A 719-nucleotide genomic window follows, 5' to 3' on the forward strand; every position below is an offset into this window, starting at 1 on the left:
CCCGACCAGCGCGGCCGCCACCGGCGCCCACACCCACCAACCCGGCGCCCGGCAGCGGCGCCGCGCCCCCCACCACCGCCGCCGCTGCTCAATTGCGCCGAAGGCGCGAAACGGCGCCGCACCCAACCACGAGCACCACCCGGAACTCCGGCTCATGCTCAGGCTCAGGCTCAGGCTCAGACGGGACCGGGTACGCCCGGCAGCCCCGCGGCGCGCATCGCATGGGCGAGATCGTGGTGGCTGCTGGAGGACACACCGGCGGCAGCATCAAGCAGCAGGGGCACCAACGTGGCGGGGTCCTCCGCCGCCGCCCGCGCCGCCTCCTCCGGCGTACGGGCCCGTACCAGCGCCTCCAGCAGAAACGCAGCCCTACGAGAGGCGCCCGCCGCGAGGAGCGCCTGGGCGGTGTGGGCCACCTCGTGGGCGGGGCGCGAGACGCTCTGCCTTAACAGCCGCTCGCCGTCGGTCTCGCGGTCCGCCGCGACCAGCGCCTCGGCGGCTGCGGCGAGCCGCGTGGGCGGCAGACACGCCATCTCCCACAGCAGCGTGGACACATCGGCCCCGAGTCCGGCGTGCTCAAGCTCCTCCGCGAGGACGGGCAGCCGTGGGGCGGGCCAGGCGGCGGCCTCGCACAACACGACATGGGCTTCGCCGGAGCGGCCCGCCGCCCGGAGTCGGCCGAGCCGCGCGACGGCCTCCTGGGCGCCACGTCGCGCGGC

At 76.6% G+C, this 719-nt stretch carries 1 pseudogene; it reads right to left on the bottom strand.

Going from position 1 to position 719, the window contains the following annotated elements:
- Positions 1-176 precede the first annotated feature (176 nt).
- Positions 177-719 (bottom strand): annotated as a pseudogene (locus KN815_RS49470) (hypothetical protein); the annotation flags it as partial.

The organism is Streptomyces niphimycinicus, from assembly GCF_018883605.1.
GTDB classification, from domain to species: Bacteria; Actinomycetota; Actinomycetes; order Streptomycetales; family Streptomycetaceae; genus Streptomyces; species Streptomyces niphimycinicus.